The following is a 13,947-nucleotide window of genomic DNA, read 5'->3' on the forward strand; positions in this document are numbered from 1 at the left end:
CGCAAAATTCATCAATTATTTTTTCTCGAATTTTTTTGCAGGGGTTCACAATCTGCTTTAATCTCAATGGAAATAGGGTTTCCCTTGGCATTTATTTCCAAGTTACTGCATTCAATAATTTTCTCTTTCAATAATTTTCTTGCACGTTGAATTCTACTTTTAGTGGCCGTTAAACTCAGATTCATTTTTTTTGAAACTTCGATCTGATTAATTCCTTTTATATCTGATAATATAAGTGGCGCAGAATATTTTTCAGGTAATAATTTTATTAGTGGCTCTACGAATTCTTCAACATCTTCATAGGTGTTATTTTTATCTACTCCAAGTATTTCTGTGACTTCATCTGCGAATTTATTTTCCTTCTTTAAATGATCGATCACTGTATTGTGGGCAATTTGATACATCCATGATCTAATATTTTTTATTTCATTCCCAGAACAGCAGGATTTGTAAATTTTCATTAATACCTCATGGGATAATTCATCAGCTAGATCTTCATTTTTAATCTTTTTTAAAATATAATATTTTAATCCACTTTTATATTCTATCCAAAGAGATGAGACTTCTTTATAATTTTTAATATTCATCATTATATTAATTAGCTACAACGGTTTGGCTATGGTTTCGTTGCGTGAAAATCCGCAAGGATTTTCCACCGTAAACCGAAGATAGCAAATTTGCGAAGACTTTCTGAGAGGAAAGTGAGAAGTAATGACCTATAGCCTTTGTTGTGAGGCGTTTTGCCAGTGAAAATTTAATTTTTTTTCAACGCTCCGTAAACAATCCTTTCCAGACTCTCATTCATTTCACCAATAGCAGGGATGTTTCCACCAGTTTGTCTCAATTGAATAACTATTAAATCATTGTTTGGGTCAATCCAGAAGGTTGTGCCAAATGTGCCATCCCAATGATATACACCGTCGGGCTTAATAGGGTGATTATCGGCTATATCAACACCATACCCAAACTTGTATGGCCCCCAAGGGTAGTTGATAGTATCAATTTGGTTTTGATGTATCATTTTGGCAGTTTCAGATTCAAGAATTTTAGCTTCCCCTAGCATACCATCATTAAGCATTGCCTGACAAAAAAGATAGTAATCCCTAGCAGTTCCACTCATTCCAGTACCGCCAGCGAAGTATTTTTGAGTGTTTTGTATAGGATAATTTAAATTAAACACTGGATTTGGCACAGCTGGTTGCATCTTGCCATTAGCATCAGCCCAGAACAGCGGAACCAAGTCTTTAGCTAATGAATCAGGGAAAAAGTATTCCAATTTTTCTATTCCTAAAGGATTTGATATATTCTCTCTAACATAGTCATCAAGTTCCATTCCTGAAACAACCTCAATAACCTTTCCAAGTACATCCATATTTAATCCATATTCCCATCTCGTACCTGGTTCAAATGCAAGTGGTACTTTTGCTAGTTTATTCATTGATTCAGTTAAGTTACGAGCAGTGTCAGAAGGCGTTAATGCTGGAATATTTCCTAACTTTTTAAAGATACCCATGTAATTTGGTGGACCAAAAGAATAACTTGTAGGACTCCAGAAATAAGGAATTCCAGAAGTATGAGTTAGAAGATGGTGGATAGTTATGGGGTTTTTAGGTTGTTTAATAGTCCATGTTGTATCTATACTATTAAATGAGTCTAAAACGCCTGTTTCTTTAAATGCAGGAATGTATTTGCTAACAGGGTCACTTAATTTAATTAAACCTTTTTCTATTAGCTGCATAGTAGCTACACATGTTATAGGCTTGGTCATTGAGGCTAGTCTAAACAGATTATTTTTTCTGTAAGGCTTTGTTTTTGCAGAATCAGACCAACCAACCTCTGATTCGTAAATTATCCTTCCGTTTTTAGCAATTAATGTGACAGCTCCAGGAAATTTATCTGCTTTAGTAAATTCCAAAACCATAGATTCAATTTTGGCTAGTGAATCCGAATTCATTCCTACTACCTCGGGTAACGAGAATTTAAATTTTTCAAAGCTAATTTCTCTTTTCTCATTCTTACATGATTGAAATATAAACGTGATAATTATTACAGGTAAAATCAAAGATAATTTCATTCCATGTCTTCTTTTAGTTTAATGACTCACGGTCTTGTATATGGCTTGTAGCGTGCAAATTAGCGATATTTATTCGGTTGAGCACAAGCCAGATTTTTAAATTTTATTATTTATCTTTTTTATTGGAAATCGTTAAATTTAAAAAATTGGCGACTTCCCAAACATGTCTTAACTTCGCTTAAGCAACTAACTAGCTATGAGTTATATACGGCTTAAGTTTGTCTTTCATTAAATTATATAACTAATAGAAAGAACAAAAGAGAGAAATAAGATTAGTATATACGGTGAAGCTTTAGACTTCGACAACATTGATAACCCTCTCTCTTTTACTACTAAGATTTCGTTCAGTTCTGTGAGACTTTAGATCTCGATTTCAAGTTGTTGAAACGTCAGTAGCTCGTTCTTTCCAAAATTCAATTCTTATGAATAAATATAGTGAAATTTATGGATTAGACATAAGTAAAGATGTCTTTGATGTTTATGGTTCAGAGTCTGGACATAATCAATTTAAAAATGATGAAAAAGGCTTTAATGTTTTCTTAAAAAGCTTACCAAAAGAAGCTTTAGTAGTCATGGAAGCCACAGGATATTATCATTATCGTTTGGCTCAGTTTTTATTTAAATCAAGTGTTTTAGTATCGGTAGTAAATCCGTTATCAGTAAAACGCTTTATCCAGATGAAGTTGGCCAAAGTAAAGACAGATAAGAGTGATGCTAAAGCTATTTGTGAGTATGGACAAATGAATGATGTTCCACTTTACACAGCCTTAAATGAAGTGCAGAGTGAATGCTTGCAACTCTTTAGATTACTGGACAGTTACCTAAAACAGCGTACGGCATCAAAGAATAAACTACATGGCGAAGAAACCTTAGGAATACCTTCAAAGTTTGTGTATCGTTCGTTAAAGCGTAATGTCAAGCATTTACAAAAAGAGATTGCAGCCATAGAGGGGCGTCTATTAGATTTAGTGAAACAAGACCAGCAACATCAATTAGCGTTAATTGCAGTGGCAAATAAGTTATTAAAGCAGGCATTTGCTATTGCAAAATCTGGAAGACCTTATGATGAAAACTTTGTTTCTAGATTAGCTTAATATTGCTTGTTTTTTAACTCAGTTCTTTGTTAGCAACTGGTTTTTTTTCAATAGTATATAAATCTATAGATTTTTCTTTGCCTCTTAATTTTTGGTTAACTAGAAATATAGCTGAAAAATCAGTATCCAAATCTAATATGTTTAATAAATTCTCAGAGATTAAAAGATCCGCAGAAAATTCATTACATAAGCTTTGAATTCTTGCAGTTGTGTTTAAGGTATCTCCTGTAAAAACAATATCTTTTTTTATTTTTCCAATTTCACCAGTTGTGACCTCTCCAAAGTGAATTCCAGCTTTGAAAGTTGGATGTTCATTAAACTTATCAATAAATTTCTTTTTTTGCTTTTGTAAATCATGTTTCATTTTAAAAAAACAATGAATACAGTTGTTGTCTGTTTTACTATTAGAAGTTTTCCAAGAAACTACCATTTCATCTCCGACATATTGATATATTTCTCCTGAATAATTTATTACTGCGTCTGATATTATATTGTAATAGTCTTTAAGAAGATTGAAATATTCGAGATGTCCAATTTTTTCTGCTATTGTTGTTGAGGATTTCATATCAAGAAACATGAAAATTCTACTTTCTAATTTTGGTTTATGATATTTTCCAACAATAAAATTCAAAAATGCATTGCTTCCAACTTTTTCACTAATTTCATTATAAAAAAGTGCAAAAATTAATGATACAGTCATTTGAAAGCTAGTACTTAAAAAGCTAATACTATTTAAGAATTCTGTAAACTTACTCCAAACTTTTTTGTCGAAGATATTTGTTTTTAATTCAATGCTAGCTGCTACTGGATAAGTAAAGCAAATTATAATGAACAGAAACAAAGAGTATATTATTAGTTTTCCAATTATTTTAAATAAGAAACTATTTTTTGAAAATAATCGATTTATAAAAAGAAGTTCAATAATTCCAATTATTAGTCCAACGATAGTTACAACAGGTAAAGCAAATAAAACAACTCGATAGTCCAATTTTATTACTCCATTCACTGTGTAATCGAAGTCTTTTGTTGCAGAATGCTCAATAAATAAAAAGATTAGACCAAACATCAACCAGATGAATCCAAATGGAATAATTCGTTTAATATTTCTTTTAAGTTTTGGAATAATCAATTAAATTCTAACAGATTTTGATTCAACTTGTTGCTAACGGTTTTGTATATGGGTCGTAGCGTGTAAATTAAACTATAATTTTCGGTTTAAGAACAAGCCAGATTTTTAAATTTTACTATTTATTTTTTTCTTGGAAATCGTCAAATTTAAAAATTTGGCGACTTTCCAAATACGCCAGAAACTTTGGGCAAAGCAACTGACCAGCTATGAGCTATATACGTTGTTGCCATTAGTTTTTTCCGCATCTATTATTTTATCGATGAATTTATTGACATTTAATTCTTTTAATTCAGCATACTTTTTTTTGTCCTGATTAGCCTTTTCTGCTAATTCATATTTCATTTTTTGATATTTTAATCTAGCCCAATCATTTTTTCTTAAAAAATCTCTTGATAAGAGATGTCTTTCTAATGCTTGACTATTACTTAAGCAAACATATAGATGATGATTAATACTATCTAAAATTTTATTTACAGAACCTTTATTTCGTTTGAAAACATCTCTATTATCAATTCCTTGGTTTCCATTATGAAAATAATCAATTTGCATTAATCTAGATTTTATTTTTTTAAAGTCTGATTTGCTTTGATAAATAATATCAATATCAATAATCGGTTTTGAATCAAGATTTTGTACAGAAGTACTACCAACGTGTTCAATATTATATTTAAGACCGAACAAACCTTTATCTAATTCGCTTTTTAGATCTGTAAAATCTTTAATCCAATCAGTAGTATATTTTTCAATTAACATAGTTTTTTTAATATACATATTTATCTAAAAACATACATTCCTACTTTTGTTTTTTATTGCCTTTTAGGTTTTATTAACGATATTCCTGAATATAGAATCCAACCTGCAATACTAAAAACAAATATTCTGAAGCCTGTATGACTTGTAAACACAAAGTTTGTAGCCGCACCAATTACCGCAAAAATCAAAATTGTAATCCCTAGGTATCCAATTAATTTAGGAAGCTTTTTTGAAAAAATTATAATCAAAGAATAAATAGCAATTGCTAAACAAAAAGACACAATAAAAATATAATCTAATCCTTTGTTTATAGCAAAGCCATAACTAACAATAGGTTTAACAATAGTAATATTTTGTTCTAAATTATCAGAATATTGATTTAGAAAAAATGTTAATGCTAAACCATTAAATAAAGCTGCAAGCATAGCTGCTACAAGTCCAAATCCTATTATTATAAAAGCTAAAGTTGATATTTTCCATTTATCTGAAAGTTTATGAGTCAAACCATAAAAACCAAAAAGAATAAATGGTAAACAAAAAATAGCTAATGAGTGCGTAAATTGTAATGGCTTAGATAATTCAATAATATGCTCGATATTACCTCCTGCAGGATGTATTATCATTGTAGTAATGGCTAAAAATGAGCCTATTGTTAGAGATAGTCCTGTGATTTTGTAAAAATTGTTTTCCATTTTTTTGTTCTTTAGGTTAAAGAACAAATATCGTAGGATTGTGAAAAACTAGCACTTGATTGAAATCAAGAAATAAATTACTCTTTGGAAAGTCTTTTTCTGACTCTACTTAATGTTTCTGGGGTTATTTTGAGATAAGAAGCAATTATTGTTTGTGGGAAATATTGAATAAGATTGGGTTTGTTTTTTAATATGTGGTCATACTTCTCGTCAGGTGTACTGTTGTTGTCAAAAAAATCAATTCGTGAGGTAGATTCTTCTAAGATTTTGCCCATTTGTAGAAAGGATTGTGATTGAGCAATTAGTTTATGAATAGCATCCATTGAAATTTCATAGAATGTGCTGTTCTCAAAAGCTTGAATCGAATATTCTGATGGTTTTCTTGTAGTAAAGCTTTTATGATTTATTACCCAATCATAGACAATATTTAAGTCGATGATATTTTTATTGAATTCTGAATCAATGTTATATTGATAAAAGCTACCAGACACAACAAAACACAAAGATGAACAAACATTTCCTTTCTCTAATAAAATTTCACCCTTCTTTAGCTTTTTGAATTGAAGTTCTTTCGTTAATAATAATGAATTTTTTTCGGAAAATTCCCCAGCCTTTTTAAGCAGTTCCAAAATTGATTTATCCATAAGTTTAATGTTAAGCAAAATGTTTCTTCAAAATTAATGGCAACAATTGTATAACAGCACTTTTTATCTATAAAGTTGCTGTTATATCGCTTATATATGCAATGTATTACTTTTCAACAAATAATCTTAGGAACTTATAATCGTTTTATTGTTGATTTCTATGGTGCCAGCTATTGCAATTAATGCGAATATATAAAAAAGACCGAATTATAATATAATATATTATGTTTTATCTTATTTTTGTGTAGGTTTTTGAGTATTTTTTATCTTAAAATTACATATGCTTACTAGTTTATATACAAAATGCATAGTAAAGAAAAGTGACTTTATTATATTTTGTGTTTGGTAAACACAATGTTATTAATATCATAAAAATAAACGGAATGAATCCTAATATTTTTGGAACTATAAAACAGAAGCAATTACTCTAAAAACCTATTCCTTAATTCTGGTGTAGGAATCATACAAGCCTCTTTTTTGCCATACCATTTGTAACGATTTTTTGCAATAAAATCATAAACCCAATTTCTTATAAAGTTTGGAACGATTAGAAAAACAGCTAATATATTTGTTGGAAACCCTAGCTTTGAAGCTATTTTTAAAGCTGCTGTAGATTTGTAATCAATCCCTTTTTCTGGATTGTAAAGTATAATAGAATCGACTTTAGTGGTGTTTATATTGTGTTTTTCTATGATATGTTTCCCTGTTTCACTTTGTAAAGCTGCAAACATAAATAGGTTCTTTTTATCCCGCTTTATTACATACAGCACAGAACTGTTGCAAAGGTTGCAAACACCATCAAAAAGAATGAGTTTTTTATGTTTTGGGATATTTATAGGCACATTGCAAAGATACCACTTTACAATGTACTAAGGAACTGGTTTAAGTCGACCTTTTTTTCAAGTTTAAGCTTCTTTTTAAGACGGTATTTCGATTTTAAAACACTCTCTGGCAAAACGTTAAGCATCGATGCTATTTCTTTAGTAGATAGGTTCATACGTAAAAAAGAAGCCAGGCGCATTTCTTTTTCGCTAATGTCTTTATAAATAGCTTTTAGTTTGTGGTCAAAGTTATTATGCACTTCGGAGAAGTAAGATTTAAAAACTTCCCAATCTTTATCCTCAGCACTTTCTTTTTTAAGAAGCATAACTAAGCGTCTAAATTGAACCTTAAACAGTTCAGGCGATTGTTTAATTTTTACCAAGTTGTCCTTTAACTCTTGTATAAATGTGTTTTTTTGGACTAAATGCAGTGTTTGGGTGGCAAGTTCCTTCTTTTTAAATTCAATTTCTTGTTTGTATATAGCTTCTTGTTTTTCGCGTTCTATTTGGTTTTTCTTGATACGTTGTTTGAAACCAAAATATATTAACCCAGCTATAACTATAAATGAAAACATACCAATACCGTAAAGTGTTTTAGTTAACTTATCATTTTTGGCTTTTGTGTTTAGTGTTTTTATTTCAGCTTCCTGTAAAGCTATTTCAGTTTCTTTTTTTTCGGTTTTGTAAATAGTTTTTAGTTCTTCTATTTCTTTTGATATTGTAGTATGGTCTATTTCATCTGAAACAGAAATAAAACTTTTGATATCTTTTAGGGCATTTTTTAAGAAGCCAGCTCTTTCTTGAGCATCAGCTCTAGCTGAATATGCCGTTTTTAATTGATATTTAGAATCTAATGAATCTGCTTTTTTTACTGCAAGGTTTAGGTATTCTAATGCCTTATTATGATTTCCTTTTTTGCTTAAAACTATTCCTGTCTCTGTAATAACATATAAGTAATCTGTTGAATTACTTTCAGTTTTACTAAGCTCCTCACTCTCTTTTAAATAAGATAATGCTTTATCAAATTTCTTTTCATCACTATATAGTATAGACAAAGCGGTCAGTGATTTATATATATTGTCTTTTATATTATAAGTTCTTGATATTTTTAGTCCTTTTTCTAAAAATTCTTTACCCTTAATTTTATTGTTAAGTTTAATGTAAGTATCCCCAATGTTCATATATGAGTTACTCACGTATATATTGTCATTTAATTCTAAATAAACTTTTAATGCTTCATTATAATATTTTAAAGCTTCATTATAATTTTGTCTTCGTATTTCAATATCTCCTATCTGCGAATTTATATCTGCTTTTCTATATGTTTCTCTTGGAATAGTGTCTAAAACCCTTAAAGCTAATAAACTCTCATTTATTGCAGTTTTATAGTCTCCTTTTTCAGTGTATATTATTGCTTTATTGCCAATATTAACGCCATAGCTTAAATAGTCTTTATTTTTAATAAATTTTTTGGAGGATTTATTACGTAAGTCTATGGCTTTATTAAAATCTCCTTTTTCTAAAGCTATTCCTGCTAAAACAGATAACGCTTTTGGAAGCATTACACTATCATTATACTTTTTTGCTAACTCAGAGGTTTTGTTATAATGGTATTCGGATGAGTCAATATCATGAATTAAATCGTAGTATACTCCTAAGTGGAAATGACCAACTGTTTCTCCAGATTCATATTTAATCTTCTTTGATAAGTCAATACAGTTTTTTGCATGAATTGCCCCTTTTTTAGGATTAGTATAGATTTCTGCGTAAAATAATCTAGCTGATGTTTGTACTTTTTTATAAGTATCAGGCATTGTATTGTATTCATTTTTTAAACTGTCAATATATTTTTGATTTTGAGCAGTTGTGAAATTGCTAACTAGAAATAGAACAAAAATAATTTTTAATACATTTTTCATGAAAAGGTCGTTTTGGTTTTACTAAGATAGATTTTTTATTAATCAGATGAATATTTTATTAATTACTTGAAAATTGATTTGTCCATAATAATCTATGCTTGTTTTACTAAATTTGAATTCTATTTTTTAGTTAATAAATTGAAAATCAATTTCTTGTATTTAATTTGTTTTTGTCTTCTTTTTGAGTAGTCCATGTTGTTTAATCATCTTTATTGATGTGGTTGTCCATGCTTTGTCTATGCTAAAAATTAGTTTTAAGTTGTATTCCTATCTAGTTTTGAAGTGTTGAATCACAAAAAAATAGAAATCATGAAAACAAAGCTATTAACAATTAAAAGTATTTTTTACAGTATAATTTTTATTATCATATTACTTTCCAGTAATGGATGTAGTAAAGATGAAGTCGGTGAAAGTAGCGCTGCTACTTCAGAAGATATAGAAGCTTATCTTAAATCTTTAAATTACAATCCTGATGAATTGTTGGGAGTAGAAGATACTGGTTCTGAACCTATAAAAAAAGAAAAGGAATCTGAATCTGATTCTGATACAAATATACATGGAGAAAATACAAATACTATTTGTACGACCACTAATTATGATTTAAAAACCAACTTTAGTAATATCCCAATTTTAGATCCAAATAAAGGCGTTATTTGGCCAGGAGCATTGGTATATGGCGATGCATCATTAAAAAATGGCACACCAACCAATATTAATATTAACCGAGCGCCAATGACATTACGTCTAGATTTACCAGGAATTAGTGAAGCCGGTAATATTTATGTTGAAAAACCCAATAATACTACTACTAATTCTGGTATAGATGATGCTTTAGAGTGGTGGAATGCCAATGCTTATCAGGCTGGGTATAGAAATGCTGCATTTTCTACGTCAGAAGCAACTACAATGTATTCTAGACAACAGATGAGTTTAGAGTTAGGCTTAAATGCACAATGGGCTAAGAGCGATGTGTCTGCAGAGTTTGATTACGAAAGTACCGTTGAAAAAAGAGTTGCTATGATGGTTTATAAACAAGTGTTTTATACTATTTCTATGGATCAGCCAATTAAACCATCCGATGTGTTTAGTGAAAATGTGTCTACAGAAGAAGTAAAAGGTTTTTTTAACGATGATAAGCCAGCTGCTTATATACACAATGTAAGTTACGGGCGTATTATAATGTTTAGAATGGAATCTACTGTAGAAGCATCAGATTCAGAACTAAAATCGGCTTTTGAATATGCCGCAGGTAAAAACAATGTTACTGGTGATCTTAAAATAAAAGTAGATAAAATATTAAAAAATTCAAGTATTAAAACCTTTGCCATTGGTGGTAATGCTGCAGTAGCAGCAGAATTGGTGTCGGCAGAAAATTTTGGTGATTTAGAACCAATAATTAAAGGAGAAAATGCATTGTATAGTAGACAAAACCCTGGGGTTCCTATTTCATATACAGTCAGGTATTTAAAAGATAATACATTGGCTAAAATGGGTTTCACAACAAAATACTCAGCTGTTACTTGCAGTACAACGGGTAGAGTACACCCTGGAATGGAGTTTAATAATCATACAAAAAATGATGGGTTTAGAGTTGGTCTTACCTACAAAAATAACCTCCCAGGAGAAAGTTCTCAAAGCTATGCAGATGTAACAAGAAACCAAAAATGGCAGCGAAATGAAAGTTATGATAATACCATAGGCATGCAATTACCGCCTGGTGCTTATGATATTCGTATTTATATTGAATTGCAAATTGATGATGAAGAGGAAACTGATGATGAAGGTAATCAAATTAAACATTGGAATGTCGATACAAATTATAAACAACGTTATTTTAAAAAAGAATTAGGAAATTATATTCATAACGGTGGTAGTGGTTTATATGACAAATGTTATATCGCTGAAAAGGAGTGGTTAAAACCTGTAACTGTAAGGGCTCTTAAGTGTCCATGATATTTTTTAAGTAATTAGTAAGACAGTCGGCACCTAAAGTTGTAGATTCAACAACTTGGTGTCGATTGTTATTTTTTGGCGTTCCCCAAAAGGGTCGGGCTTTTCGTTTTATTAATTTATTCTGCAGCTATTATCTTATTATGATGAGATTCCCTGTCTGTCGACAGAATCTACAGTGTACCCATATCTTTTTTTGTTTTCTCGCGCAAAGGCACAAAGGCGCAGAGGCGCGAAGAGATATGAATAATGTCTCGTCCTAAAAAAGTTTACATATTTATATTTAATCCTAAAATAGATTTACAACTCATTCTTAGTCCTATTATTGATTTACAATACCAGTTTTTACATAAATATTATTCAGTCTTATGAGTTATATTTATAAGATGGCAATGTTACACAGTAGTAGATATAGCTTTACACCTCTGCGCCTTTGCATGAGAAAAAAAACCACTCAATATTTGTGAGTACACCGTAGCTAAGCAGGTCTAACGCACTTATCCGTCCAAGTAAGTTAAAATCGCTAACATGAGGTAATTAACAAAAATTATTTTCTAAACTGTTTTAATAATATATTTTTGATACTGAAAGGAGACTGCGACTGAAAACGGTTTATTTTTTAACGGCTTCAACCAATTCTAATTGCTCTAAACTTACATTGGTCGTAAACATGCCGTAATTTACAACGGCTTTGTTTTTTTCGATTTTATCAATGCTTCCAATAGCACGGCCGTCTTCTAAGCGTACACGGTCACCAATTTTTAAAATGGGTTTTGGTTTGGGAGCCTTAATGGCTTTTTGTTTTTCGACTTTTTTCTTTTTACGAATTACGGCTACTTTCTTTTCAGCTTCTTGTTTGACTTGGGTCTCTTTTGCTTTTATGGCCTTTTTTTGTTTTGCTGTAACTTTTTTGCGTTTAGAATTTTCTATTTGAACAACCTTAAAAAGCTCAGCCATTAATTCGCGTTTTTGCTTATTTTCAAAATACTTTTCGGCAATATCATTTACTTTTTGCCCCAAATAAATTAAACGCTGATTGCTGTCATACAATTCTTGATAGCTTTCTAGTTTTTTTTGGATTTTTGCATTAATTCCTTCTAGTTTATCAGCTTCTTCAATCTTTTTCTTTTCGTTGAGTTTTAAGGACTGTCCTGTTTTTTCTAACCTGGAGCGCTCTTTTTGGAGTTTTGCAATGGTGGCATCAAAACGGACTTTACTACGTTCAATCTTCTTTTTTGCACGGTTGATTAAACTATACGGAATGCCATTTTTTTGTGCGACTTCAAAGGTGAAGCTGCTTCCGGCTTGACCGATAACCAATTTAAAAAGTGGTTCTAGCGTGCGCTCATCAAACAACATATTGGCATTGAGCATATTGGGTAACTCGTTAGCCAGAATCTTTAGATTGGAATAATGGGTTGTAATAATCCCAAAAGCTTCTCGATGATAAAACTCTTCTAAAAAAGTTTCAGCCAAAGCACCTCCAAGCTCGGGGTCACTTCCTGTGCCAAATTCATCAATTAAAAAGAGGGTGTTCTTGTTGCATTTCTTTAAGAAATAATTCATTTGCTTTAAGCGGTAACTGTAGGTGCTTAAATGGTTTTCAATAGATTGATTATCGCCAATATCACTTAAAATCCTATCAAATAAACAAACGTTGCTTCGTTCATGTACAGGAATTAACATACCGCTTTGTAACATGACTTGTAATAAGCCAACGGTTTTTAACGTAATACTTTTTCCTCCAGCATTTGGGCCGGAAATTACAATAATCCGGCTATCTTGTTTTAGTTCTATGGTTTGCGGAAATGTTTTTTCTTTCTTTTCTAAATTGTTTAAATACAGTAATGGGTGGTAGGCATCTCGCAAAAACATGGTTCTGCCTTCCGAGAATTCAGGAAGGATAGCATTCATGGATTTTGCATATTTCGCTTTTGCTGAAATGACATCAATGGCTATTAAAAAACGTTGATAATCTTCTAGTAATGGTAAAAACGGACGAATATAATCGGTGACTTCTTTTAGAATTCTTATAACTTCTTCATGCTCTTCATATTCTAAATTATTGAGTTCTCTAGAGTATTGTAGTGTTGTTTCGGGTTCAATATAAACAATGCTTCCTGTTTTACTACCGCCCATAATAGCACCTTTAACCTTGCGTCTGTACATGGCCTTTACCGCCAAAACACGTTTGTTGTCCACTACAGATTCTCGAATATCATCTAAATATTCCAGATTATGATAAGTATTTAATGCACTGCTAAAACTGGCGTTTATTTTGCCCTTAATTCGGTTTATGGATTGTCGTAAATCGAAAAGTAAATTCGAGGCATTGTCTTTTATATCGCCAAACCGATCTACAATAGCATCTACTTTTTCAATAAGTATTTTAGTGACTTCAATATGCGATGCAAATTGATTTAAAGTGGGGTAGTAGTCTTCAAATTTCTTTAAAAAGGTTACAATGGCATTGACCGAAATAGACATGGCTACAATTTTTTTTAAGCCATGAACCTCTAAATAGGTGTTTTCTATACGCAAAAACTTCAATTCTTTTGCAATGGTGTCAAAACCATGATTTGGTATACGATTATCGTTATAAAAAGAGGATAGATATTCGTTAGTGAGGTGTAACGATACTTGTAATTCGTTCTTTGTTTTATAAGGTAAAATCTCTAATGCTTTTTCATGTCCAAGTGGCGTGATACAAAGCTCGCTAACCTGCTGTAAAACGGTTTGAAACTCTAAATCTTGTAATGTTTTTTCGTGAATATGAATCATTATTTAGTATAGCGTATAGAAATAAGAAACGCAAAGTTAAACATTCTGTTTGAGATAGTTTGCTCTGTTAAAACCTTCTTAATAAATAGT

General features: G+C 30.8%; 11 protein-coding genes. 2 read left to right on the forward strand and 9 right to left on the reverse strand.

The window, feature by feature from the left end; translation table 11 throughout:
* Positions 1-11 precede the first annotated feature (11 nt).
* A complete protein-coding gene (locus ABD941_RS11995) occupies positions 12-590 on the reverse strand; it encodes a sigma-70 family RNA polymerase sigma factor (RefSeq protein WP_345274380.1) in 579 nt (192 codons plus the stop codon).
* A 164-nt stretch (positions 591-754) separates the two neighbouring features.
* Positions 755-2,074 (reverse strand): serine hydrolase domain-containing protein, encoded by a 1,320-nt coding sequence (locus ABD941_RS12000; RefSeq protein WP_345274381.1) that lies wholly within the window; start codon positions 2,072-2,074, stop codon positions 755-757.
* 422 nt (positions 2,075-2,496) lie between these two features.
* On the opposite strand from ABD941_RS12000, the gene ABD941_RS12005 reads away from it, so the two are divergent.
* A complete protein-coding gene (locus tag ABD941_RS12005) occupies positions 2,497-3,168 on the forward strand; it encodes an IS110 family transposase (RefSeq protein WP_345274382.1) in 672 nt (223 codons plus the stop codon).
* A 13-nt stretch (positions 3,169-3,181) separates the two neighbouring features.
* Here ABD941_RS12005 and ABD941_RS12010 read toward each other — a convergent pair whose 3' ends face one another.
* The 6 genes from ABD941_RS12010 to ABD941_RS12035 form a co-directional block, all read right to left on the reverse strand.
* Positions 3,182-4,297: an adenylate/guanylate cyclase domain-containing protein gene (locus tag ABD941_RS12010; protein WP_345274383.1), complete on the reverse strand. Its 1,116-nt coding sequence runs from the start codon at positions 4,295-4,297 to the stop codon at positions 3,182-3,184.
* A gap of 204 nt (positions 4,298-4,501) precedes the next feature.
* Positions 4,502-5,050, reverse strand: coding sequence for a GrpB family protein (locus tag ABD941_RS12015; RefSeq protein ID WP_345274384.1), 549 nt, complete (start codon positions 5,048-5,050; stop codon positions 4,502-4,504).
* A 53-nt stretch (positions 5,051-5,103) separates the two neighbouring features.
* The gene (locus ABD941_RS12020) at positions 5,104-5,742 is read right to left on the reverse strand and encodes a hypothetical protein (protein WP_345274385.1); all 639 of its coding nucleotides are present in this window, start codon (positions 5,740-5,742) and stop codon (positions 5,104-5,106) included.
* Positions 5,743-5,819: 77 nt separating this feature from the next.
* A complete protein-coding gene (locus tag ABD941_RS12025; RefSeq protein WP_345274386.1) occupies positions 5,820-6,386 on the reverse strand; it encodes a Crp/Fnr family transcriptional regulator in 567 nt (188 codons plus the stop codon).
* Between the two features lie 422 nt (positions 6,387-6,808).
* Positions 6,809-7,228: a thiol-disulfide oxidoreductase DCC family protein gene (locus ABD941_RS12030; protein ID WP_345274387.1), complete on the reverse strand. Its 420-nt coding sequence runs from the start codon at positions 7,226-7,228 to the stop codon at positions 6,809-6,811.
* A 17-nt stretch (positions 7,229-7,245) separates the two neighbouring features.
* Positions 7,246-9,126: a tetratricopeptide repeat protein gene (locus ABD941_RS12035; RefSeq protein WP_345274388.1), complete on the reverse strand. Its 1,881-nt coding sequence runs from the start codon at positions 9,124-9,126 to the stop codon at positions 7,246-7,248.
* A gap of 309 nt (positions 9,127-9,435) precedes the next feature.
* Here ABD941_RS12035 and ABD941_RS12040 point away from each other — a divergent pair, with 309 nt between their 5' ends.
* Positions 9,436-11,079: a thiol-activated cytolysin family protein gene (locus ABD941_RS12040; protein WP_345274389.1), complete on the forward strand. Its 1,644-nt coding sequence runs from the start codon at positions 9,436-9,438 to the stop codon at positions 11,077-11,079.
* 609 nt (positions 11,080-11,688) lie between these two features.
* On the opposite strand, the gene ABD941_RS12045 is transcribed toward ABD941_RS12040, so the two are convergent.
* Positions 11,689-13,857 (reverse strand): endonuclease MutS2, encoded by a 2,169-nt coding sequence (locus ABD941_RS12045; RefSeq protein WP_345274390.1) that lies wholly within the window; start codon positions 13,855-13,857, stop codon positions 11,689-11,691.
* Between the last annotated feature and the right edge of the window lie 90 nt (positions 13,858-13,947).

Origin of the sequence: Flaviramulus aquimarinus (assembly GCF_039543205.1) — a bacterium.
Taxonomy (GTDB): domain Bacteria; phylum Bacteroidota; class Bacteroidia; order Flavobacteriales; family Flavobacteriaceae; genus Flaviramulus_B; species Flaviramulus_B aquimarinus.

Coding starts and splice junctions, on each gene's coding strand:
- ABD941_RS11995 (WP_345274380.1), bottom strand. CDS start 590: ATGATGAATATTAAAAATTATAAAGAAGTCTCATCTCTTTGGATAGAA.
- ABD941_RS12000 (WP_345274381.1), bottom strand. CDS start 2,074: ATGAAATTATCTTTGATTTTACCTGTAATAATTATCACGTTTATATTT.
- ABD941_RS12005 (WP_345274382.1), top strand. CDS start 2,497: ATGAATAAATATAGTGAAATTTATGGATTAGACATAAGTAAAGATGTC.
- ABD941_RS12015 (WP_345274384.1), bottom strand. CDS start 5,050: ATGTTAATTGAAAAATATACTACTGATTGGATTAAAGATTTTACAGAT.
- ABD941_RS12020 (WP_345274385.1), bottom strand. CDS start 5,742: ATGGAAAACAATTTTTACAAAATCACAGGACTATCTCTAACAATAGGC.
- ABD941_RS12025 (WP_345274386.1), bottom strand. CDS start 6,386: ATGGATAAATCAATTTTGGAACTGCTTAAAAAGGCTGGGGAATTTTCC.
- ABD941_RS12035 (WP_345274388.1), bottom strand. CDS start 9,126: ATGAAAAATGTATTAAAAATTATTTTTGTTCTATTTCTAGTTAGCAAT.
- ABD941_RS12040 (WP_345274389.1), top strand. CDS start 9,436: ATGAAAACAAAGCTATTAACAATTAAAAGTATTTTTTACAGTATAATT.
- ABD941_RS12045 (WP_345274390.1), bottom strand. CDS start 13,857: ATGATTCATATTCACGAAAAAACATTACAAGATTTAGAGTTTCAAACC.